The following is a 21,735-nucleotide window of genomic DNA, read 5'->3' as shown; positions in this document are numbered from 1 at the left end:
TCAGGGGTGAGTCTCAGAGGACCTCGGTGACGTAGCGCCGGATCAGGGTGGCGATCACGTCATGGCCGTCGGCGGCCCACACGTCGGCGTTGAAGATCTCCACCTCGATCGGCCCGGCGTACCCCGCGGCGTCGACGGCGGACCGCAGCGGCCGAAAGTCGATCACGCCGTCGCCCATCATGCCCCGCCCGAGCAGCACGTCCGCCGGAAGCGGCACGAGGAAGTCGCACACCTGGAAGCTCGTGATGCGCTCCCCCGCCCGCGCGATCTGGTCCAGCACCTCGGGGTCCCACCACACGTGGAAGGTGTCGACCACCACCCCGACCGCCTCGACCGGCCAGCGGGACGCGAGGTCCACGGCCTGGCCGAGCGTGGAGAGCACGGCCCGGTCGGCGCAGTACATCGGGTGCAGGGGTTCCAGCGCCAGCCGTACCCCGGACTCCAGGGCGTACGGGACGAGCTCGTCCAGCGCCTCCCCGACGCGCGCCCGTGCACCGGCCAGGTCGCGCGAGTCACCGGGCAGGCCGCCGACGACCAGGACCAGGCAGTCCGCGTCCAGCGTGGCGGCCTCGTCGATCGCCCGGCGGTTGTCGTCGAGCGCCGAGGCGGCGCCGGCCGGGTCGCCGGCGGTCAGGAAGCCGCCCCTGCAGAGCGACGACACGCGCAGGCCCGCGTCCCGGACGAGCTTGGCGCTCGCCGCGAGGCCCTGCTCGGCGACCTGCTGGCGCCACAGCCCGATCGCGGGGATCCCGAACCTGGCGCACCCGTCCACGGCCTCCGCCACCCCGAACCGGCGGGTCGTCCACTGGTTCAGGGAGAGCCTGCTGAGGCGCGGATCACCTGGCGCGGGCGTCTCGATCGAGGCGGGACGGCCGCTCGGCACATCGACGGCCGGACGGCCGCCCTCGTGGCCCGTCCCGCTCACGCGGCCACCCCCGCCGTGGCGAGCAGGGCGCGCATGCGCGACTCCGCCAGATCGGGATCGGGGAACAGGCCTGCCCGGTCGGCCAGGCGGTACACCTCGGCGAGGTGGACGATGGAACGGGCCGACTGCGCCCCGGCGACCATGGCGAACGCGTCCTGGTGCCCGGCGAGCCACGCCAGGAACACGATGCCGGTCTTGTAGTTGTAGGTCGGGGCCTCAAAGATCTTCCGGGACAGCGGCACGGTGGGCTCCAGCAGCTCCCTGTAGCGCCCGGTGTCCTCCGCGTCCAGGGCCTGGAGCGCGGCGGAGGCGGCGGGAGCGATGGCGTCGAAGATGCCGAGCAGCGCGTCACTGCCCGACTCGATGAGCGGTGTGTAGTTGAAGTCGTCCCCGGTGTAGAGCCTGACGCCCGGCGGAAGTGCCGCGCGCAGCCGTACCTCGTGGTCGGCGTCCAGGAGCGAGACCTTGACCCCGTCGATCCGGCCGGCGTTGTCGCGGATCAGCGCGAGCAGCGACTCGGTGGCGGCCGTGACGTCGCGCGAGCCCCAGTAGCCCGCCAGCGACGGGTCGAACATCTCGCCCAGCCAGTGCAGGATCACCGGCCGGTCCACCTCGGCGAGGAGCCTGCCGTAGACCGCGTGGTAGTCCTCCGGCGTACGGGCCAGCGCGGCGAGCTGCCGGCTGGCCATGAGGATCACCCCGGCCCCGGCCGTCTGCACGAGGTCGATCTGCTCGGCGTAGGCGCGCAGCACGTCGTCCCGCGTACGGGCGTCCGGCGCGTGGTCGGTGCCCGCTCCGCAGGCCACCAGCTCGGCCGGGTCGCCGAACCCCGCGGCCTCCTTGGCCGTACGCCTGATCAGCTCGCGCGTCGCGGCCCAGTCGAGGCCCATGTTGCGCTGGGCGGTGTCCATGGCGTCGGCCACGCGGAAGCCGTACGACCACAGGTGCCGCCGGAACCTGAGCGTGGCCTCCCAGTCGACCTCGGCGGGCGAGCCCGGCGTGTTGTCGCCGAGCGGGTCGGCGACAACGTGGGCGGCCGCGTACGCGACGCGGGAGCGGGGCGGCCCCGACGGCCTGGGCCAGTCGACGGGCTCGCGCGGTTCGTGGGCCGAGAGGCTTCCCCCGGCGGAGGGCAGGACGATCACAGAGGGGTTCCCGAATGCTCGCGGGCCGAGGTGTGCGCCTCGGCGGTGGACAGGGCGGTCATAGAACGGTCACAGAGTGATCTTCGGGAGCTCGACGCGGCGGCCCTCGGCGGACGACCGGAGCCCCGACTCGGCGAGCTGCACGCCCCGCGCCCCGGCGAGGAAGTCGTGCGGGAACGGCGTGCCCTCGACCACGGCCCGGATGAACATCTCCCACTGGGTCTTGAACCCGTTGTCGAAGTCCTGGTTGTCGGGGACCTCCTGCCAGTCGTCCCTGAAGGAGTGGGTGACGGGGAGGTCTGGGTTCCAGACGGGCATGGGGGTGGTCCCGCGGTGCTGGATCCGGCAGCCGCGCAGGCCGGCGACCGCGCTGCCGTGCGTGCCGTCCACCTGGAACTCCACCAGCTCGTCGCGGTTGACCCGGACGCACCAGGAGGAGTTGATCTGGGCGATCGCGCCGCCGGCCAGCTCGAAGATGCCGTACGCGGCGTCGTCGGCGGTCGCCTCGTAGGCCCGCCCGGCCTCGTCCACGCGCTCAGGGATGTGGGTGACCGCGCGCGCGGTGACCGCCTCGACCCGGCCGAAGAGGTTCTCCAGCACGTACGACCAGTGGCAGAACATGTCGAGCGCGATGCCGCCGCCGTCCTCGGCGCGGTAGTTCCACGACGGCCGCTGGGCGGGCTGCCAGTCGCCTTCGAACACCCAGTAGCCGAACTCGCCGCGCACCGAAAGCACGCGGCCGAAGAAGCCGCCGTCGAGCAGGCGCTTGAGCTTGAGCAGGCCCGGCAGGAAGAGCTTGTCCTGCACGACGCCGTTCCTGACGCCGGCGCTCTCGGCGAGGCGCGCGAGGGCCACGGCCTCCTCCAGCGTCTCCGCCAGCGGCTTCTCGGTGTAGACGTGCTTGCCGGCCTCGATAGCCTGCGTGATCGCGCCCACGCGCGCCGGGGTGACCTGCGCGTCGAAGTACAGCGCGTTGTCCGGGTCGCGCAGCGCGCCCGCGAGGTCGGTCGTCCAGTTCTTGAGGTTGTGCCGCTCGCAGAGCTCGCGAAGCTTGTACTCGCTGCGGCCGACCAGGACCGGCTCAAGCAGCACCCGCTCGCCGCCGCCGAGGTCGATGCCGCCCTGCTCGTTGATGGCCAGGACCGACCGAACCAGGTGCTGGCGGTAGCCCATGCGGCCGGTGACACCGTTCATCACAACGCCTAGGGTCCGAGTGGTCACCCAGGGCCTCCTTTGCTGGAAAGCGTTTTCTATCTGGCATCGTGCGCCGCCGGTGGGCCGGTGTTGCCGGTCCCACCGGGCGGACGTGGATTTCCCGCTCTGCCGGGGTGCGGGACGCGGTGGGCGCCCGCCGCGGGTCAGAGATCACACCTCGGGGAAGACATCGGTGAAGGACTGGAGCAGGGCGTCCATCTGAGGCTCCAGGGTCGATCTAGCGTTGTCGGATATATCGCGCTTTGATGCTGCCTTGTGGACCTTGTCCAGGAAGTCGTGCATCTGCTGCATGGACTGGCCGGTATGGCCCTTCGCGAAGTGATGCTCCGCCTGGCGAACGGCATTGGTCAACCGCGCGCTCGGCTAGTCGGCGGAGGAGCCGGCGCCGAGCAGCTCCCTGATGCGCGTGGTCGCCGAGGCGAACGGCGGCAGCGCCATCGTCGCGGCGTAGTCGCGCTCGGCCGGAAGGTCCACCTCGATGAGCTCGGCGATGGTGCCCGGCCGGGCGCTCATCACCACGACGCGGTTGGCGAGGTAGACGGACTCGGCGATCGAGTGGGTGACGAGGAGCACCGTCGTGCCGGTCTCCCGCCAGATGCGGTGCAGCTCGACGTTCATCTGCTCGCGGGTGAGCGCGTCGAGCGCGCCGAACGGCTCGTCCATCAGCAGGACGGGCGGCCTGTGCAGCAGGGCGCGGCACAGCGCCACCCGCTGCTGCATGCCTCCGGACAGCTCGTGCGGCAGCGCGTCCTCGAAGCCGTTCAGGCCGGTCAGCTCGATGAGCTCGTCCGCCCTGCGCCGGGCCTCGCCGGACGGCATGCCGCGCATCTCCGCCTGGAGCAGGATGTTGCGCCGCGCCGACCGCCACTCGAGCAGGGCGGCCCGCTGGAAGACGTAGCCGATGTCGCTCCTCGGCCCGTTCACCGGGTCACCCTGCAGGCGCACGGACCCGGCCGAGGGCTTGAGCAGCCCGGAGACCAGCTTCAGCAGGGTGGACTTGCCGCAGCCCGACGGGCCGACGATGGAGACGAACTCGCCCGCGGCGACGTCGAGCGAGACGTCCCTGAGCGCGGTCACCTCTCGCTTCTTTGCCCGGAACCGCACCGCGACGTCGCGGATCTCCACCACCGCCGCCGTGCCGCGCGCGCCGGCCCCAAGGGCCGTCCCTGCTTTCACAGTGCCTGTCACGCTGTCGTTCATGGTCGCCTCCTCTCCTGCGTCCGCCGGCGGACGCCCCGTCCGCGGGTTGCCGGTCATCGGGCTCATCCCTTCGGGGCGACGCTCTGGTCCCAGTAGGTGGCCGGGGCCTCGGCCTTGGGGATCACGCCGGTCCTGACGAACGTGTCGATCGTCGTCTTCCAGTCGGCCTCGGTGTTGACCCCGGGTGCCATGCCCTTGGTGGCGTCGGTGTGCAGGAGCGTGAGCGTGGTCTTGAGCTGGTCGAGCAGGACGGTCTTGTCCGGCAGCTGCTCGGAGGCGCCCTGCATGGCGTCGACCGCCGCGTCGGGCTGGGTCTCGGCCGCGGCCCAGGCCTCGCTGGTGGCGGCGACCATGCGCTTGACCAGGTCGGGCTTGTCCTGCGGCAGCTTGGTCGAGCTCAGGAGGCCGTTGCTGAAGAAGTTCAGGCCGAGCTCGGAGAAGCGCAGGTAGGACACCGGCTTGCCGGACTTGCTCTGCATCGTCGGGCCCTGGTCGGAGGCGTAGCCGAGCAGGGCGTCGGCCTGCCCGGACATCACCGCGGCGATCTTGCCGGCCGGGTCGGTGTTCTGCAGCACGACATCGCCGTCGCTCATGCCGTTCTGCTTCAGGAAGGCGGGGAAGGTCTTGGAGAGCGCGTCACCGGCCGTGGAGGCGATCTTCAGGCCCTTGAGGTCGGCGGGCTTGGTGATGTTCTTCGCCGTGAAGAACTGCACGGACGCGGGCGTGGTCTGCAGGTAGACCCCGAGGCTCTTCACCGGGACGCCCTGGCCCACGGCCGCCAGCAGCGCAGGGGTGTCGGCCCAGCCGAAGTCCGTCTGGCCCGCGCCGGTGGCCTGGATGGTCTTCACCGACCCCTGGCCCGCCTGGATCTTCAGGTCGATGCCGTGCTTGCTGAAGACGCCCTGCTTCAGCCCGAGGTAGAACGGCGCGTGCTCACCGTACGGGTACCAGTTGAGCGTGAGCGTCACCGGCTCGGGACCGCCGGGGCTCGCGGCGGTCTCGCCGGAGGAGCCGCCCCCACAGCCCGCGGTGAGCGCGATCAGCGGCAGGAGTGCGGCGGCGAGAGTACGGAATCTCATGGTCTTCCTTCTTCGAGGATCTTCAAAGAGTGGTGGTGACGGCTTCGCCCCGCCTGCTGGCGTGCCAGGGCAGCATGAGGCGTTCGGCGATCTCCACCAGGGTGAACAGGACGACCCCGATCAGTGACATCAGCAGGAGCCCGGCGAAGAGCATGGGGGTGTCGAGGTTGCCGTTGGCCTGGAGGATCACGAATCCGAGACCCTCGTTGGCGCCGACGAACTCCCCGACGACGGCACCGGTGACCGCCAGGGTGACGGCGACCTTCAGCCCCGAGAACAGGTGCGGAAGCGCCGTGGGGAAACGGATCTTCATGAAGGTCTTCAGCGGGCTCGCGTTCATCGTCGCGGCGAGCTGCAGCATCTCCGGATCGACCGACTTCAGGCCGGTCACCATCGAGATCACGACGGGGAAGAACGCGATCAGCACGGCGACCACGACCTTGGGCGCGAGCCCGAAGCCCAGCCAGACCACGAACAGCGGCGCGATCGCGATCTTGGGGATGACCTGGGCGAACAGGAGGATCGGGTAGAGCGTCTTCTCCACCGAGGGCGAGTAGACCATCACCACGGCCGCGAGCACGCCGACGATCACCGCGATCACGAAGCCCAGCACGGTCTCGTACGTGGTCACCCAGGTGTGCTGCCACATGTACGGCCACTTGTCGGCGAGCAGCCGCAGTGTCATGCCGGGCGACGGCACCAGGTAGGCCTGGACGAAGCCGGCCGCGGTGATCACCCACCAGGCCGCGAAGCAGGCCACCAGGAGTGCCACTGGCCGCCACGATCGTTCCACGGCCCGCAGCACCCGGTCCGGCCCGCGGCCGACGAGGCTCACGATGATCCGCCTCCTTCTCCTCGCGTGGCCGCCGCGGGAGCGGTGGCCGTGCAAGCGCTTTCTCGATGATCGGAAAGCGCTATCGGAAAGCGCTTTCTCGGCGTACCATAAATTCCGTCTCACATCACGGTCAAGGGGGTTGGTGAACAACGTGTCCGAACAGCCGCAGGTGACCCTCGACGACGTGGCCCGGGCCGCCCAGGTCTCACCCGCCACGGCCTCCCGCGTGCTCAACGGCGCCACCAAGGTCCGGCCGGACCTTCGTGAGCGCGTCCTCGCCGCCGCCGCGGAGCTGGCGTACACGCCGAACGCCCACGCGCAGGCCCTCGCCCGGGCGTCCAGCCAGACCGTGGGCGTGATCTGCCACGACATCGGCGACCCCTACTTCGCCGGCGTCGCCAGGGGCGTCATGCGCGCCGCCGCCGACGAGGGCCTGAACGTCATCCTGGGCAGCACGTTCCGCGACCCCGATCGCGAGGTCGCCTACGTCTCCATGATGCGCGGCCAGCGGGTTCGGGCGATCCTGCTCATCGGCTCCGGCTTCGAGGACCGCGCCTGGCGGCAGGCCATGCGGCGTGAGATCGCCCCCTACACCACCGCGGGCGGCCGGGTCGCGGCGGTCAGCCGCCACCAGGACCTCCGCGTCGACACGGTCCTCCCCGAGAACCGCGCGGGCGGCGCCGCGCTCGCCGAGGCGCTGCTGGCACTCGGCCACCGCGACTTCGCCGTGCTGACCGGGCCTCCCAGCCTCACCACCGTGGTCGATCGCCTGGGCGGCTTCCGGGACGCGCTCGCCAAGGCCGGCATCGCCCTGGACCCCGGCCAGGTCGTGGAGGGCGCCTTCACCAGGGACGGCGGGTTCGAGGCCGCCACCGAGCTGCTCCGCAGAGGGCTCCGGGCCACCTGCGTCTTCGCCCTGACCGATGTGATGGCGGTCGGCGCCCTCACCGCCCTGCGCGGGCACGGGCTCGCCGTGCCCGCGGACGTGTCCCTGGCGGGCTTCGACGACATCCCGATCATCGCCGACCTGACGCCACCCCTCACCACGGTCCGCCTCCCGCTGGAAGAGCTGGGCAAGCGCGTCATGGCCATGGCGCTCCGGCCCGCCAGGCCGCGCAGCCGCATCGAGCGGGTCTCCGGCGAGGTCATCCTGCGCGAGAGCACCGCGCCGCCCGCCCCCAGGCTCCACGACGGCCTCGTGCGGAGCGTACGGGCCGTGCCGCTTCACGAGACGCACACCCCGGCACTCCCCGCCGGTCTTCACGAGAACGTTGAAAGGATCTTCGAGTGACCCTGGCCACCCTGTCCATCGACCAGGTCGAGACCTTCGCCGTCGCCCTTCCGACCCTGCGCTCCTTCGGCGTCTCCGGCGGCTCGGTCGCCGTCGCGGGACGTCCGAGCATCCGCGTCCTGGTGAAGGTCAGCGCGGGCGGCGTCCACGGCTGGGGCGAGGCCACGCCGATCCCCGCCTGGACGTACGAGACGGCCGAGTCCATCGTCACGACCATCGACAGGTACCTGGCGCCCGCCATCCTCGGCCGCCCGGCCTTCGACCTCGACGGCGTCACCACGGCGTTCGACCGGGCGATCAACCGGGGTTTCTCCATCGGCGCGCCCCTCGCCAAGTCCGCCGTCGACATCGCCCTCAACGATCTGCTGGGCAGGGCCGCCGGGGTGCCCGTCGGCGTGCTGTGGGGGCAGCGCCGCGCCGAGGAGGTCCAGCTCGCCTGGATCGTGTCCGGGCAGACCGCCGAGGAGGTCGCCGACTGCGTGGCCGAGGGCCGGGAGGCGGGCTACCGCGCGTTCAAGGTCAAGATCGGGCTGCACGCCGAGGAGACCGACCTCGCCATCGTGGCGGCCGTCCGCGACGCGGCCCCGGAGGCGCCCCTGTGGGTGGACGCCAACCAGGCCTACACGTGCGACACCGCCCTCCGCCTGGCCGGGCGGCTGCTCGACCTCGGGGTCACCGCCTTCGAGCAGCCGCTGCCCGCCAACGACGTCGCGGGACTGCGGCGCCTGCGCGACTCCTCGCCCCTGCCCGTCGCGCTCGACGAGAGCCTGCGGCACCCGACCGACCTGGCCACCTTCGTGAAGCTCGGCGCGGTCGACGTGGCGATCGCCAAGGTCCAGCGCAGTGGTGGTCTCACGCTCTCACGGCGGCTCTGCCAGCTCGCGGAGGACTCAGGGGTCAGGCTCATGGGGTCCGGCCTCACCGACGGGGACATCGGCCTCGCCGCGTCCCTGCACCTCTTCTCCGCGTACGGCATCACCGGGCCGGTGGACCTCAACGGCAGGCAGTTCATCGACTCCGCCTACGCCACCGGCGCGACCGTCAAGGTCACGGACGGGGTCGCGCACGTCCCCACCGGGCCCGGCCTCGGCGTGGAGGTCGACGAGACGGTGGTGCGCAGCCTGGCGGTGGACGTCCTCACGGCGAGGCCCTGACCGCACGGCCACCGGCCGCCCCGCCGGGTACGGACGCGACCGTACGGCGGCCTTGGAGTGATCCGGTTTGCGTCCTCCGCGATCGGCGGTATGGTTGTGGAACACCGACGCGGGGTGGAGCAGCTCGGTAGCTCGCTGGGCTCATAACCCAGAGGTCGCAGGTTCAAATCCTGCCCCCGCTACAAAGAAAGGCCCCGGTCACGGCGTTCACCGTGACCGGGGCCTTTGTCATTAGGGCGCCCGGTCGCCTCACCCGGGGCAGGTCTCCTCGTAGTCCTGGCCCGGCACGTAGCGCCGCCATTCCTCCGGGGTCAGGGAGCGCCCCGCCATCGCGCAGATCGCCGTGAACGGGTCGGAAGGCAGGCCGGCGGACCACAGGTGGACGCCGCCGTTCTCACCGATGGAGGCCAGCGTCGCGCCGTCGTCGAAATAGGCGAGCGCCGCCACGGAGCCGGCGTCGTTGACCAGCGGTGCGCCGATCGCCCGGTGGGTGGCCATGTCCCATAATCGGATGCTGTTGTCCTCACCGGCGGTGGCCAGCACCGTGCCGTCCGGGCTGAACGCGACCGCGGCGACCGGCCCGGAGTGGCCGGTCAGCGGCCCGCCGCCCGGACGTCGCCCAGCGAGGTCCCACAGCCGCGCCGCGCCGTCGCTGTCGGCCGTGGCGACCAGCGCGCCGTCCGGGCTGAACGCCAGCCCTTCGACGGTGCCGATGTGGCCGGCCAGCGGGGCGCCGATCGGGCCCCGGCCGGCGACGTCCCACAGCTGGACGGTGCGGTCCCGCGCGACGGCCAGCGTCCTGCCGTCCGGGCTGAACTGGAGCGCGGCGACGGGCCCGGCGCCGGGCGGGAGCGGCACGTCGATCGGGCGGCCAGTGGCCGTGTCGAGGAGCCGGATGGTCCCGTCCTCGCCTCCGGTGGCCAGCGTCCCGCCGTCCCGGCTCATCGCCAGCGCGGAGACCCCCTCCGGCAGGCTCGTGAGAGGGGTGGCGATCGGGCGGCGGGTGGCGGTGTCCCACAGCCGGACGGTCCGGTCCTGTCCCCTGACGGCCAGCGCCTTTCCGCCCGGGCTGAACGCGGCCATGGCGACGGGACCGGCCAGGCCCGGCAGGGGCAGGCGTCCTGGCCGGCGATCACTGGTGTCCCAGAGCCGTGCGCTGCCGTCGGCCCCGGCCGTGGCCATGGTCGTGCCGTCGGGACCGAACGCCAGCGCCGTCACGCCGGCGCCGTGGCACTTGAGCGCGGCACCGAGCGGACCACCGCCGCCCCCGTCCCAGAACCGGACGGTGCCGTCGACCGCGGCCGTGGCGAGCACCGTGCCGCCCGCGCCGAACGCCACCGCCGTGAGCGGGCCGGACTGCGCCATGATCGGGCGGCCGATCGGACGGCGGGTCACGATGTCCCACAGGCGGGCGGTGCCGTCGTCTTCGGCGATGGCCAGCGTCCTGTGGTCGGGGGCGAACGCCACCGCGGTCACCGCGACGGTGTGGCCGCCCAGGGGCTCGCCCCGCGGGCGGCGGGTGCGGGCGTCCCAGAGGCGGACGGTGCCGTCCATCGCGGCGCTGGCCAGCGCCGCGCCGTCCGTGCTGAACACCACCGTGTTCACCCAGTCGGTGTGACCGGTCATCGGCGCCCCGATCGGACGGCCGGTGGCGGCGTCCCACAGCCGGACGGTCCGGTCCTCACCGCCGCTCGCCAGCATCGTCCCGTCCCGGTTGAACGCCACCGTCTTGATCCACCGGCCCTGACCGGTGAGGGGCGCGCCGCGCGGGCGGCCGGTGCGCGTGTCCCACAGGCGGATGGTGCCGACCCCGCCATCACCGCCGCCGCTGGCGAGCGTCCTGCCGTCCGGGCTGAACACCACCGTGTTCACCCAGTCGGTGTGACCGGTGAGCGGGGCGCCGAGCGGCCGGCGGGTGGCGGCGTCCCACAGCCGGACGGTCCGGTCCTGGCCCGCGGTCGCCAGCAGCGTGCCGTCCCGGCTGAACGCCACCGCGGTGACCGGCCCGGCGTGGCCGTTGAGAACGCCCCCAACGGAGGTGGACAACGCGTCGAGCATCGCGTGGCGGGCCTCGTCCGTGGGATGGAAACGCCACCCGGTCGCGGCAAGCAGGCCCGACATGACGGGATCGACGGCGGCGAGCCCGTCGCTGTGCGTGGTCAGCAGGCGGGACAACGCCTCCTTGCCGCGCGCGTCGGCCTGGCGGGCCGCGCCGACGGCGGTCATGGCGGCAGCCGAGGCGACGACCGCGAGGACGGCCAGCGCCGCGACCGCGACGACCGCGAGCCTCCTGCGCCGCGCCCCGGCACGCCCCGCCTTGGCCGACGCCTCAAGGGAGGCGGTGAGGAAGGCCCGCTCGGCCGGGGTGAGGTCCTCCCGCCGGTCCAGCAGCCCTTCGGCCGCGGCCAGGCGCGTTCCCCGGTAGAGGGCGCCCTGGTCGCGGCCGATCTCCTCCCACGCGCGCGCGGCGTCGGTGAGGCGCCGTTGCACGCGCATCGTCTCGCGCTCGTCGTCGACCCAGGCGCGCAGCCGCGGCCAGGATTCGATGAGCGCCTCGTGCGCGATCACGGCGGTGTCCTCGTCCAGCGTGAGCAGCCGGGCGCGGGCCAGCGACTCCAGCACCAGCGCGGCGACGGCCGACCCCGCGGGGACCAGTTCGGCGCGGTCCGCGGGGCGGCGGGTGTCGGCGGCGTCCTCGCCGGGGTTGACCAGCCGCATCAGGATGCGCCTGGTGTGGGCGGCCTGGGCGGGCGACAGCCGTGTGTAGAGGTCTTCAGCGGTCCGGGCGATCGCGCCGCTGACGCCGCCCGCGGCCTCGTACGCCGCCAGGGTCAGGGCCCTGGCGCGGCGGCGCCGCCAGGTCTCGAGCAGGGCGTGCGACATCAGCGGCAGCGCCCCGGGCTCGCCGGCGACCTCCTCGACGATCCTCGCGCTCAGTTCGCGCTCGACGATGAGGCCCTGGGCCATCGCCGGCCTGATGATGGCCTCCCGCAGTTCGCGCCGGTCCATCGGGCTGATGAGCAGGCCGGCCTCGCGCAGGGCCTCGGCCAGCTCGCGGTGCTCGGCGCACCGGCCGTAGAAGTCGGCCCGGACGCCGATGACCGCCCGCAGGCGGGAGCCCGGGCGGCGAGCGGCCATGAGCAGGTCGATGAACCCCGCCCGCTCGGCGGAGTCGCGGCACAGCGTGAACAGTTCCTCGAACTGGTCCACCACCACGACCAGGTCGCCCCCGTCCTCCCGGGGGCGCAGGCGGGCGGCGTGGGTCCGCAGCGGGCGATCGCCCGGGGTGAGCACCACGACCTCGCCGGCCTCACCGCCCTCGCGCGGCCGCCGGGCGGCGGGGACCAGGCCCGCGCGCAGCAGGGATGACTTCCCGCTGCCGGAGGGGCCGAACACGGCCGAGAACCGGCGTCTCTCGAGCAGGTCCAGCAACTCGGCCACGAGCCGGTCCCGTCCGAAGAACCGGTCGCCGTCGCCGGTGTCGTAGGCGGCCAGACCGAGGTACGGCGCGTCGGCGTCGTCGTCGGTCAGGGGCGCCTCGGCGACCTCCCTCCAGCGCCGCTCCCACTCGGCCGGGTCGGCGCCGCAGGCCCTCGCGTATGCCATGACGACGGGCAGCGAGGGCAGGCGCCCGCCGGCGGCGGCCTGCGAGAGGGTCGTGAGGGAGTACCCCGCGCCCCGGGCCATGTCGCGGTAGGTGAGGTCACCGGCCTCCTGGCGCAGTTTCCGTAGTTCGTATGCGAAACGTTGGACAGGTCCGGCATTGGGATCCACGGGGATCTCACGACGGCTCACTGCACTCCTTACTCCGCCTTACCGCAACGGATAACACCCTACGACGGCGAATCCGACACAGCCTGCCAAGTGATTGACGCTGAGTCGCATCGGCCATCGAGCCCGCCCGCCGCTTTTGCGCCGTTCCGCGTGTCGCGTTCGCGCCTGTTTTGTTTTCCCTGGTGAAACGGGGTGCCGAACAATGCCATCACGCCTAGAACTGGGCAACAGACGCCCCGTGCGAGGAAGCGGGGCGGAAATTCCGAAAGGACGGGAAACCATGTTCACACCCTCCAAGCTCCTCACCACGGGGGCGGCCGTCGCCGCCGTCACCGCGCTGACGCTGACGCTGACCCAGGCGCCCGCGTCCGCCGCACCGGCGTCCACGACGGCGAAGGAGTCGGTCGCCGAGACGGCCGCCCGTCCCCTGGGGAACGCGCCGCGCTGTGTCTCGGTCTGGAGCAAGACCGGCAGGATCACCAAGACCGGCTACGCCAAGAACAACTGCGGCCGCACCTTGCGACTCAAGATCATCTGGGCGCACGGCGCCGACGGCCCCTGCAGCAGCGTGCGCGCGGGGTGGACCCTGAGCCACAAGATCCCGCGGGGGCCGCGGACCTTCGACGGCGCGCACACGTGCTGACCTGACGGTCGCGAGGCGCGGTGATCGCGGGGGGCTGCGCTCCGGCGCTCGATCGGCGGCCTTCCCCCAGGGGGCGGGCCGGTAGGGGGCGGGTCAGCGACGGGACGGCGGGGCGTCGACGGTGCGGCGGCGGGGCGGCACGGGGACGCGCAGCAGGTCCTCGGCGACCACGATCTCCCCGTCGAAGTGCCGGCGGGCCTGGGCGCCGAAGTCCGCGGGACCGGTGTAGCGCTGGGAGAAGTGCGTCAGCACCAGCCGGCGCACACCGCACTCGCGGGCCACCCGCCCGGCCTCCCCCGCGGTCAGGTGCCCGAAGTCGTGGGCCAGGCGGGCGTCCTCGTCCAGGAACGTCGACTCGATGACCAGCAGGTCGGCGCCGGCCGCGAGGGTGAAGACCCCATCGCACAGCCGGGTGTCCATGACGAAGGCGAACCGCTGACCCGGGCGCGGCTCGCTGACCTCCTCGACCGAGACCGTGCGTCCGCCCACGCGGACGCTCCCCTTGCTCCGCAACTCCCCGACGCGCGGGCCGGTGAGGCCGTGGGCGGCGAGCAGGTCCGGGCGCATGCGCCGCCCGTCCGGCTCGACCAGCCGGTAGCCGTAGGCCTGCACCGGATGGTCGAGCGGGTGGGCCTCGATCCGGCCGAAGCCGCCCTCGGCGATCACTCCAGGCTCGCGCACCGGCTGGGCGATCACCGTGCCCGTCTCGTGGTAGGAGCTGGCGTGCCTCAGCCGGGCGAAGTACTCGGCGCCGGAGGCCGGGAAGTGGGCGTAGACCGGGTGGGGCACGCGGTCCAGCGAGATCCGCTGGATCACGCCGGGCACTCCGAGGCAGTGGTCGCCGTGGAAGTGGCTGATCAGGATGTGGTTCACGTCGGCCACCGCCACCCCGGCCATGGTCATCTGCCTCTGGGTGCCCTCGCCGGGGTCGAACAGCAGCCCGGCGCCGTCCCACCGCAGCAGGTACCCGTTGTGATTGCGGTGCCGGGTGGGCGTCTGGCTGGCGGTACCGAGGACGACGAGCTCACGCGTGGACACCTGCGCCAGGATAGGCCCCCGCAGCGGTCAGAGGTGCTCGGCAAGGAAGGCGGCGGTGGCCTCGACGGCCTGGGTGACGTAGGGCTCGGTGTCGTAGAGGTCGATGTGGAGCCTGGCGTCGAGCCAGACGAGCTTCTTCGGCTCGTCCATGCGCTTGTAGGCCTCCTCGGCGCCCTCCGGGGAGCAGAAGCCGTCCACGACGCCGTGCACGATCAGGCCGGGCTTGGGCGACAGGAAGTCGGCGCCCATCATGTTGTCCACGGTGATCAGCTCGCGGATGGACGTGCGGGTGATCGTGTTCTTCCACGACGGGGAGGCCGAGCGCTCGGTGCCGTAGTAGGCGAACGGCTCCTCCCCCTGCATCGCCGCCTCGCCGAAGACCGCCACCGCCGGGAAGTACTCCGCGTCGCCGCCGCGGTCCTGCCGCTCGAGCACCTCGGTGAAGGAGGCCAGCGCCTCCTGGTAGCCCTCCTCGGTCATGCCGGACCGCATGGCGTACGGATTGTTGTACGCGCCGGCGATGCCCACGAAGGCCTTCACCCTCGGGTCGAAGGCCGCGAACCGCAGTGCGTAACCGGCGCCCAGGCAGACGCCGACGGCGCCCACGCGCTCGCCGTCCACCTCGGGAAGGCCGCGCAGGTAGGACACGGCGGCCCGCAGGTCGCCGAGCTTGCCCTGCGGGTCCTCGTGGTGGCGCGGCGTGCCGCCCGACCGCCCGAAGTTGCGGTGGTCGAACGCCAGCGTGACGTACCCCGCCTCGGCGAGGCGAGCCGCGTACAGGCCCGCGACCTGCTCCTTCACCCCGGTGAGCGGGCCGGTGAACACCAGCGCCGGATGGGGGCCCTCACCCTCCGGCACCCTGAGGTCGCCGGCGAGCGTGATGCCGTCGGCGGTGAACTCCACTTGATCAACCAGTCGGTCAGCCATGCCGGAAGTCAACCGCGGGAACGGCCCGGCTGTTCCTCGAACCACCGCCCGAGCCACCCGACGACGGCCTCCACGAAGGCGATCTTGTTGGCCGTCCGCACGGTCTCGTGGCCCTCGTCGTGGAAGAGCAGGTAGCGGCACGGGATGCCGCGCGCGGTGGCCTCGGCGACGACCTGCTCGGCCTCGTACACCGGCACATTGGTGTCCTGCGCGCCGTGGACGACGAGCAGCGGCGCGGCCAGCCTGTCGAAGGAGTGGATGGGCGACAGGGCCCGCAGCAGATCGCGGTCGGCCACGGGGTCGCCGTACTCGGATACGGCCGCGGCGGCGATCCACGGCTCGGTGCGGGCGTAGAAGGTCGCGAAGTCGGCCATGCCGCACACGTCCACCCCCGCGCGGAACAGCTCGGGGTAGGTCACCAGGGCCGCGAGCGTGAGGTAGCCCCCGTACGAGCGGCCCATGCAGGCCACCCTGCCGGCGTCGGCGACCTCCGTGCGCACGAGGTGCTCGACGCAGTCGGCCACGTCGTCGATGGCGTGGAAGCGCAGCGCGTGGTTGTCGGCGTCGAGGAACGCGCGCCCGAAGCCCGAGGAGCCCCGGACGTTCGGCGCGAACACACTGATGCCGGCCGCCAGCAGCCGCTGGAAGAGCGGGTTGAACGTCGGCCGCTGCTGGCTCTCGGGACCGCCGTGCAGGTAGATCACGCACGGCGTGCGGGACGGCCCGGCGCGGTACAGCCAGCCGCTCAGCTCCAGGCCGTCCCTGGCGTGGAACCGGACCAGCTCGGCCTCGACGGGGTCGGGGAGGGGGTCGTCACCGGCCACCCGGCTGTAGGCGCCGGTCGCGAGGTCGCACAGCAGGACGTGCGAGGGCGTGGCGGGGCCTTCCCCCGCCAGGACGGCCAGCGCGCCGTCCAGGGACAGCCGCGCGGAGCTGATCACGTCGACCGGGGGCGGCGGGAGCGGCCGGGTGCCGCCCTCCACCAGGTCGGCCACCTCCAGCTCGGAGCGGCCCGCGACGTTCCAGACCAGCAGGGCCACCGTGCCGTCCACGCTGACGGAGAACCGGTCGAGCTCGGCGTCGGGGCGCTCGGCGATCACCTGGGGAGCCCCGCCCATCGGCATCGCGATCAGCGCCATGCGGTCGCGGCCGGCGTTGGAGCGGATGTAGGCCACCTCGCCGTCGGGGGACAGCGTGCCGAGGTCGGTGGTGGGCGGCAGGAGCGGGCGTTCCTTCCCGAAGGGCAGGTCGGCGACCGACATCTCGCGCATGCCGCGGGGCCCGTGGCGCAGCAGCACCCGGCTGTGGTCGCGGCTCACCGCGCTCGGCCACATCAGCGGGCCGACCGCGATGGTGTCGCGGTGGCCGAGGCCCGCGTCGATGAGCACGGCCTCCGTGGAGCCGGAGGCGGCCAGCTCGGCGACGAGAAGCGTGGACCCCTGCCCGGTCCACCGCACGAAAACGGCGGAGCCCTGGGCCGGGGTGTCCGTCGGCCCGGCGAGCAGGCGGCGGTCGGTGCCGTCGGGCCGTACGGCCCACACCTGGGTGTGCTCTCCCCCGCCCGGCGAGACCAGGACGGCCAGCCACTCGCCGTCGGGCGACCAGAGCACGTTGCCGACCGGCTCGGGGCCGGTGTCGATCACCCGTGCCTCCGGCACGCGCGCAGAGGGCACGGAGTAACGGCCCGTCAGCGGCGCCTCATGCCCCCCGGCCACGTGCTCGGGCAGGGGCTGGACCCAGGCGCGTGGCGAGCCGTCGCGGTCGCTGACGAACGCGACGGCCCGGTTGTCTGGCGACAGGGCGGGGAAACGGCAGATCCACGAGACGTCGACGGTCAGACTCCTTGTGCTTGAAGCCACAACTCAAGGAGTCCAAGTTGCCACAACGCGTTGGCTCCCAGGGTGGTTCTGTGGTCATCGGGCGCGGCGAGCAGCCGGTCCACCATCGCGGGACGGAACAGGCCTCGCGAACGGGCGGCCGGGCCGGTGAGCGCGTCGCGCACCATCGCGAGGAACGGCCCGTGGATGTGGCGGATCGCCGGCACGGGGAAGTAGCCCTTCGGGCGGTCGATGACCTCGTCGGGGACGATCCCCCTGGCCGCGGCCTTGAGCACGCCCTTGCCGCCCCCGGCCAGCTTGAGCTCGGGAGGGCACATGGCGGCCAGCTCGACCAGGTCGTGGTCGAGGAACGGGGTGCGCGCCTCCAGCCCGAAGGCCATCGTCATGTTGTCGACCCGCTTGACCGGGTCGTCGACGAGCATGACGTTGGTGTCCAGGCGCAGCACGGCGTCGAGCGCGGTGTCGGCGCCGGGCATGGCGAGGTGCTCGCGGGCGAAGGCGCCGCTGACGTCCTCACCGAGCAGGTAGTCCGGCCCGAGGACCTCGGCCAGGCCCTCGTGGGCGCGGTCGAAGAAGACCTTCGCGTACACGTCGGCCGCGTCGCCGCGCGGGACGTTCTCCAGGGGCGGGTACCAGTCGTAGCCGGCGAAGACCTCGTCGGCGCCCTGGCCGGACTGCACGACCTTGACGTGCCGCGACACCTCCTCCGACAGCAGGTGGAAGGCGACGCAGTCATGGCTGACCATGGGCTCGCTCATCGCCGCGACGGCGTCGCCCAGGGAGGGCAGCAGCCGCCGGTCGTCGACGAGGATGCGGTGGTGGTCGGTGCCGAAGCGCCGGGCGACCAGGTCGGAGTAGGCGAACTCGTCCCCCGACTCCCCGCCCGCCGCCTGGAAGCCGACGCTGAACGTCGCGATGTCCCGCTGCCCCTCCTCGGCCAGCAGGGCGACGATCAGGCTGGAGTCCAGTCCGCCCGACAGCAGCACGCCCACCGGCACGTCCGCCACCGTGCGGCGGCGCACGGCCACCCTGAGCGCCTCCAGCACGGCCTCACGCCACTCGCCGGCGCCCATCTCGCCCCTGCCGGTCTGGAGCACGTCGAGCTGTACCGCGCCGGGCTGGAGCACCCCCGGCTCCCGGGGACGCTCGAAGGCGGGGTTCCAGTAGTGGTCGTCGTGCGCCGTGCCGTCGGGCTCGATGGTGCGCACGGTGGCGGGCGGCAGCTTCTCCACACCGGCCAGGATCGTGCGGGGCGAGGGCACCACGGAGTGGAAGGTCATGTAGTGGTGGAGTGCCACGCGGTCGATGTCGGTGCGCACCCCGCCGCCGGCGAGCAGCGCGGGCAGGGTGGAGGCGAACCGCAGCCGCGCGGCGTCCCTGGTGATGTACAGCGGCTTGATGCCGAGCCGGTCGCGGCCCAGCACCAGGCGCCCGGTGTCCCGCTCGGCGACGGCGAACGCGAACATGCCCTTGAAGTGGTCCACGCACCGCGCGCCCCAGTGGCGGTAGGCCTTCAGCAGCACCTCGGTGTCGGAGGTGGAGAAGAACCGGTGGCCCTCCCGCAGCAGCACCTCGCGCAGTTCGCGGTAGTTGTACAGGCAGCCGTTGAACACCCCGGCCAGCCCGGCCTCGGCGTCGACCATGGGCTGCGCTCCGCGGTCGGACAGGTCGATGATCTTCAACCGCCGGTGGCCGAGCGCCACGGGGCCGAGCGCCCACAGGCCCGTGCCGTCGGGCCCGCGCGCGGCCATGGCCGCCGTCATGCGCTCGACGGCCCCCACGTCGGCCGCGCGGCCGTCGAAACGGATCTCACCGCTGAGGCCGCACATCAGACGACCTCCCTCAGCAGCCAGGTGTCCTTCGCCCCGCCGCCCTGCGAGGAGTTGACGATCATGCTGTCGGGCGGAGCCACGCGGGTCAGCGCCGCCTGCGGGACGACCGGCTCCCTGCCCGTGAACACGAACGCGCGCAGGTCGATCACGTGCGGGCGCAGGCGCTCGCCGTCGAAGGTCGGGTGCGTGGACAGGGCCACCGTCTCCTGCGCCACCCAGCGCTCCGGAGCGGCGAGGATCTCATCCCGGATCGCCTTCAGCTCGCCCGCCGAGGCGTCCTGGCCGATCATCACCCCCTGTCCGCCGAAGCCGTCGACCGGTTTGACCACCAGCTCCTCCAGCCGGTCGAGCACGTGCTCACGGTCTTCGGGGTCGCGGCAGAGATAGGTCGTGACGTTGGCAAGCAGGGGACGTTCTCCCAGGTAGTAGTCGATGAGCCGCGGCACGTAACGGTACAGGCTCTTGTCGTCGGCGACGCCGTTGCCGGGCGCGTTGGCGAGCGTGAGCGTCCCCCGCTCGATCACGTCGAGGAGCGCGGCCCCGATCGGGCTCGCCAGCAGGGCGTCCTCCTCGATCCTGCGGTACAGCACGTCCACGCGCCGCCCCGAGGCGTACACCACACCGTCCCTGACCTCCAGGCCGGCGGGCTCGGCGAGGACCGCGTCCATCTGCTCGGCGAGCGTGCGGTGCTCGTAGTACGCCGGGTCCTCCGGCCCCGAGGTGATCACCCCGATCGCGGGGTCGCTCATGGGCGAGGCCGCGAGCAGCGCCTCGCGCAGCAGCGACGCGGTGCCCTCGGGGTCGAGGACGGCCGAGCGGTCGAGCTCGGGAAGCACGTGGGCCGCCATCCGCCGGTTGCCCACCGCGTAGCCGATGCCGGAGGGCACCCGCAGGTTGTCCTCCAGCACGACCCACCGCCCGGCGCCGTCGCGGGCCACGTCGAGCCCGGCGACCGAGCACCTGATGGACTCGGCGTGCACCCGCCAGCCCGCGGGCCGGTAGCCGGGCGACTCGTCCACGGCCCACGCGGGAAGCACCCGGTCCTTGATCACCTCACGCCTGCCGTACACGTCGCGCAGGAAGGCCTCGAGCGCGCGGACCCGCTGGGGCATCCCCTCGCGGATCTTCGCCCAGTCGTCGGCGGCGATGAGCCTCGGCACGAGGTCGACGGGCATCTTGCGGGACAGGTCGGTCGCCTCCTGGTCCGCGGCCTCGCCCTCCAGGCCTTCGGCGCCCTTGACCTGGAAGGTCATGCCGGACTCGCGCATGTAGCGGTTGCGCGCGGTCTCCCGCTCGCGCAGTTCCACCGGGCCGAGCCGGTCGAGCATCTTGAGCACCGGCTGGTACGGCTCGCGGACGGTGCCCTCGATCACGGCCTCGTCCTGCACCGCGTCGTAGCCCTTGAGCAGGGTGGTCTCCAGGCCGGGGTTGGGGCCGCCGAACTCGGTCTGCCAGCCATCCGAGCGGGTCTCGGCCACCAGGAGGTCGACGACGTCCGACAGCGTCCCGCCGCGCTCCAGCACCCGCCGCTGGCGGGCGGCCGAGCTGCCCCTGCCCAGGGTGTCCTCGGCGAGCGTCGTCACCAGGTCCCAGTCGCCGGTGGCCTCAAGCTGGGGGCGCAGCCCGTCCAGCATGCGCCTGATCACCTCGGCGGCCGGCATGGCCGTGCCCTCGACCGGGTCCACGAGCGTGCCTTCGAGCCCGGAGCGCGCCGAGCGCCAGGTCGCCGCCCGGACGATCTCCATGCGGATCGGCGACCTTGGCCCGTCGTTCTCGATGGCGTGCAGCTCGCGCAGGACCACGGCGCGGAAGATGCCGGCCAGCAGGACGACCTTGCCCACGCCCGGGCAGGCGTCGCACATGCGCAGCTCGACCGTGGAGACGTGCGCGGAGGGGCGCACGTCGAAGTAGATCATGCCCGGGTCCATGATCACGCCGGAGCGCACGAGGTCCGCGACCATCTGGTCGTACTCGGCGGCGGACGCGAAGTGGCGCACCGGGCCCGTGGTGGGCCAGCGGTTCCACACCAGGGTGCGGTAGCTGGCGTACCCGCTGTCGGCTCCGAGCCAGTAAGGCGAGCTCGCGCTGAGCGCCAGCAGTGGCGGCAGCCAGGGGGACACGCGGTGGGCCACCTCGACGGCGAGGTCGCGGTTGGCGACGTCCACGTGCACCTGCGCGCCGCAGATCAGCTGCTCACGGGTGAGTAACTGATAGTCCTCCAGCATCTGCTCGTACCGGGCGTCCGGTGAGATCTTCAAGGCCGCCGGGTCCACCAGGGGCACCGCGCCCGCCGCCACGATCCCGAGCCCGAGGCCGTCCGCCGCCTCGATCACCGTGCGGCGCAGGGCGGTCAGGTCGTGCCCGAGATCCTCCAGCCGCACGTACGGGCGGCTGTTCGACTCGACCACCGAACGCTGCAGCTCCTGCGTGAAACGCTCGCCAGGCAGCCGCTCAAGGAGATGACCGGCGCGTGGAACGAGGTGGCGAGTCTCGAGGTCCACTACGTGGAACTCCTCCTCAACGCCAACGGCGACCGACTCCGCGAGACCCGTCATTCCACCATCCTTCATACGCCCATCAAGCAGGGGTGTTTGATGGGCTTCTGCCCACAAACCACCTAAATGCACGTCACGATGGAACTCTTCGGTTTGTGATTTCCCCTTCATGCGCGAACACCCGGGGCGGGCACATCACCGTCTGCGGACGGCCTCTCGCGCCATGTAACTTTCTTTCACGTTCGCCCGGATCTTAATAAATTCTTTACATCCTGCCCTGGCGCCGGGCCTCGGCGCGGAGGTGTGATTACTCCGGCCTGAGCCCCCACTCAGGCACTCGAGAA

General features: G+C 72.4%; 16 protein-coding genes and 1 tRNA gene. 4 read left to right on the top strand and 13 right to left on the bottom strand.

Going from position 1 to position 21,735, the window contains the following annotated elements; translation table 11 throughout:
* Window positions 1–13: 13 nt before the first annotated feature.
* The 7 genes from OG589_RS01695 to OG589_RS01665 form a co-directional block, all read right to left on the bottom strand.
* Complete coding sequence (locus OG589_RS01695; RefSeq protein WP_405145494.1) at window positions 14–925, bottom strand: sugar phosphate isomerase/epimerase family protein; 912 nt, start codon at window positions 923–925, stop codon at window positions 14–16.
* Window positions 922–2,070, bottom strand: coding sequence for a dihydrodipicolinate synthase family protein (locus OG589_RS01690; protein WP_405145492.1), 1,149 nt, complete (start codon window positions 2,068–2,070; stop codon window positions 922–924). Before OG589_RS01690 ends, OG589_RS01695 begins: the two co-directional genes overlap by 4 nt.
* 69 nt (window positions 2,071–2,139) lie before the next feature.
* The gene (locus OG589_RS01685) at window positions 2,140–3,291 is read right to left on the bottom strand and encodes a Gfo/Idh/MocA family protein (RefSeq protein ID WP_405145490.1); all 1,152 of its coding nucleotides are present in this window, start codon (window positions 3,289–3,291) and stop codon (window positions 2,140–2,142) included.
* A gap of 144 nt (window positions 3,292–3,435) precedes the next feature.
* Window positions 3,436–3,636 (bottom strand): FIMAH domain-containing protein, encoded by a 201-nt coding sequence (locus OG589_RS01680; protein ID WP_405145489.1) that lies wholly within the window; start codon window positions 3,634–3,636, stop codon window positions 3,436–3,438.
* Window positions 3,637–3,648: 12 nt separating this feature from the next.
* Window positions 3,649–4,485 (bottom strand): ABC transporter ATP-binding protein, encoded by an 837-nt coding sequence (locus OG589_RS01675; RefSeq protein WP_405145487.1) that lies wholly within the window; start codon window positions 4,483–4,485, stop codon window positions 3,649–3,651.
* Window positions 4,486–4,547: 62 nt separating this feature from the next.
* Window positions 4,548–5,564 (bottom strand): ABC transporter substrate-binding protein, encoded by a 1,017-nt coding sequence (locus OG589_RS01670; protein ID WP_405145486.1) that lies wholly within the window; start codon window positions 5,562–5,564, stop codon window positions 4,548–4,550.
* Between the two features lie 22 nt (window positions 5,565–5,586).
* A complete protein-coding gene (locus OG589_RS01665) occupies window positions 5,587–6,399 on the bottom strand; it encodes an ABC transporter permease (RefSeq protein ID WP_405145484.1) in 813 nt (270 codons plus the stop codon).
* Between the two features lie 142 nt (window positions 6,400–6,541).
* Here OG589_RS01665 and OG589_RS01660 point away from each other — a divergent pair, with 142 nt between their 5' ends.
* The 3 genes from OG589_RS01660 (at window position 6,542) to OG589_RS01650 (ending at window position 9,026) form a co-directional block, all read left to right on the top strand.
* Window positions 6,542–7,690: a LacI family DNA-binding transcriptional regulator gene (locus OG589_RS01660; RefSeq protein ID WP_405145482.1), complete on the top strand. Its 1,149-nt coding sequence runs from the start codon at window positions 6,542–6,544 to the stop codon at window positions 7,688–7,690.
* Window positions 7,687–8,844 (top strand): mandelate racemase/muconate lactonizing enzyme family protein, encoded by a 1,158-nt coding sequence (locus OG589_RS01655; RefSeq protein ID WP_405145480.1) that lies wholly within the window; start codon window positions 7,687–7,689, stop codon window positions 8,842–8,844. The genes OG589_RS01660 and OG589_RS01655 overlap by 4 nt, the downstream gene beginning before the upstream one ends.
* 108 nt (window positions 8,845–8,952) lie before the next feature.
* A tRNA-Met gene (locus OG589_RS01650) sits at window positions 8,953–9,026 on the top strand.
* 67 nt (window positions 9,027–9,093) lie between these two features.
* Here OG589_RS01650 and OG589_RS01645 read toward each other — a convergent pair.
* Window positions 9,094–12,639: a helix-turn-helix domain-containing protein gene (locus OG589_RS01645; protein ID WP_405145478.1), complete on the bottom strand. Its 3,546-nt coding sequence runs from the start codon at window positions 12,637–12,639 to the stop codon at window positions 9,094–9,096.
* A gap of 259 nt (window positions 12,640–12,898) precedes the next feature.
* Here OG589_RS01645 and OG589_RS01640 point away from each other — a divergent pair, with 259 nt between their 5' ends.
* On the top strand, window positions 12,899–13,261 hold the full coding sequence (locus OG589_RS01640) for a hypothetical protein (protein ID WP_405145476.1): 363 nt from the start codon (window positions 12,899–12,901) through the stop codon (window positions 13,259–13,261).
* Window positions 13,262–13,354: 93 nt separating this feature from the next.
* On the opposite strand, the gene OG589_RS01635 is transcribed toward OG589_RS01640, so the two are convergent.
* Genes OG589_RS01635 through OG589_RS01615 form a run of 5 tightly spaced genes read right to left on the bottom strand, consistent with a single transcriptional unit; the run spans window position 13,355 to window position 21,451 of the window.
* On the bottom strand, window positions 13,355–14,299 hold the full coding sequence (locus OG589_RS01635) for a ribonuclease Z (RefSeq protein WP_405145474.1): 945 nt from the start codon (window positions 14,297–14,299) through the stop codon (window positions 13,355–13,357).
* A 27-nt stretch (window positions 14,300–14,326) separates the two neighbouring features.
* Window positions 14,327–15,226 carry an alpha/beta hydrolase gene (locus OG589_RS01630; RefSeq protein ID WP_405145473.1) on the bottom strand — a complete coding sequence of 300 codons (900 nt, stop codon included), beginning with the start codon at window positions 15,224–15,226 and terminating at the stop codon, window positions 14,327–14,329.
* Window positions 15,227–15,234: 8 nt separating this feature from the next.
* Window positions 15,235–17,085, bottom strand: a complete 1,851-nt coding sequence (locus OG589_RS01625) for a S9 family peptidase (RefSeq protein WP_405145472.1) — start codon at window positions 17,083–17,085, stop codon at window positions 15,235–15,237.
* Window positions 17,061–18,893: an N-acetylglutaminylglutamine amidotransferase gene (locus OG589_RS01620; RefSeq protein ID WP_405145470.1), complete on the bottom strand. Its 1,833-nt coding sequence runs from the start codon at window positions 18,891–18,893 to the stop codon at window positions 17,061–17,063. Before OG589_RS01620 ends, OG589_RS01625 begins: the two co-directional genes overlap by 25 nt.
* Complete coding sequence (locus OG589_RS01615; protein ID WP_405145468.1) at window positions 18,893–21,451, bottom strand: glutamate--cysteine ligase; 2,559 nt, start codon at window positions 21,449–21,451, stop codon at window positions 18,893–18,895. The genes OG589_RS01620 and OG589_RS01615 overlap by 1 nt, the downstream gene beginning before the upstream one ends.
* Window positions 21,452–21,735: the final 284 nt, after the last annotated feature.

Origin of the sequence: Sphaerisporangium sp. NBC_01403 (assembly GCF_045040145.1) — a bacterium.
Lineage (GTDB): Bacteria > Actinomycetota > Actinomycetes > Streptosporangiales > Streptosporangiaceae > Sphaerisporangium > Sphaerisporangium viridialbum.
The sequence above is the reverse complement of the archived record's forward strand: the minus strand, read 5'-3'. Positions and strand labels throughout refer to the sequence as shown.

Bases quoted from the DNA above. Each gene is read 5' to 3' on its own strand.
- OG589_RS01675 (WP_405145487.1), bottom strand. From the start codon at position 4,485: ATGAACGACAGCGTGACAGGCACTGTGAAAGCAGGGACGGCCCTTGGG.
- OG589_RS01630 (WP_405145473.1), bottom strand. From the start codon at position 15,226: ATGGCTGACCGACTGGTTGATCAAGTGGAGTTCACCGCCGACGGCATC.
- OG589_RS01640 (WP_405145476.1), top strand. From the start codon at position 12,899: ATGTTCACACCCTCCAAGCTCCTCACCACGGGGGCGGCCGTCGCCGCC.
- OG589_RS01670 (WP_405145486.1), bottom strand. From the start codon at position 5,564: ATGAGATTCCGTACTCTCGCCGCCGCACTCCTGCCGCTGATCGCGCTC.
- OG589_RS01620 (WP_405145470.1), bottom strand. From the start codon at position 18,893: ATGTGCGGCCTCAGCGGTGAGATCCGTTTCGACGGCCGCGCGGCCGAC.
- OG589_RS01615 (WP_405145468.1), bottom strand. From the start codon at position 21,451: ATGACGGGTCTCGCGGAGTCGGTCGCCGTTGGCGTTGAGGAGGAGTTC.